Origin of the sequence: Saccharothrix sp. ST-888, from assembly GCF_000955975.1 — a bacterium.
Classification (GTDB): Bacteria; Actinomycetota; Actinomycetes; order Streptomycetales; family Streptomycetaceae; genus Kitasatospora.
In genome coordinates this window covers 1-360 of sequence record NZ_JYJF01000558.1, presented here as the reverse complement: position 1 = coordinate 360, position 360 = coordinate 1, and the positions used below count along the sequence as shown (strand labels likewise).

The 360-nt window shown below is 71.7% G+C and carries 1 protein-coding gene; it reads right to left on the bottom strand.

What is annotated here, in order from left to right; genetic code table 11:
• Positions 1–360, bottom strand: a 360-nt coding sequence (locus tag UK12_RS42100) for a phosphopantetheine-binding protein (RefSeq protein ID WP_045307036.1), incomplete at both ends; no start/stop codon positions are given.

Genomic DNA, 360 nt, shown 5'->3' with positions numbered 1-360 from the left:
GAGTCGCCGCCGAGGTCGAAGAAGTCGTCGTCGGGTCCGATGGAGCTGGTGCCGAGCGTTTCCTCGAGGAGGTTGATGACGGTGGTCAGGGTGTCGGAGACGGGGCCGGTGTACGCGGAGCGGACGACCTCTGGCCGGTCAGGAGCCGGGGGCTCGGGGATCGGCGGTTCGAAGGCCACCGTCTGACGAGGGCTGACGGCCGGTGAGGCGGCGGTGGCCACGGCGATGCCGGCGGCAGTGCTCTCGCGGCTGACCGGGGCGTCGATCCAGTAGCGCTTGGTGTCGAACGCGTAGGTGGGCAGCGGCACCCTGCGCGGCTTGCGGTGTTCGTGCAGCGCGGACCAGCGGACCGGTGCGCCG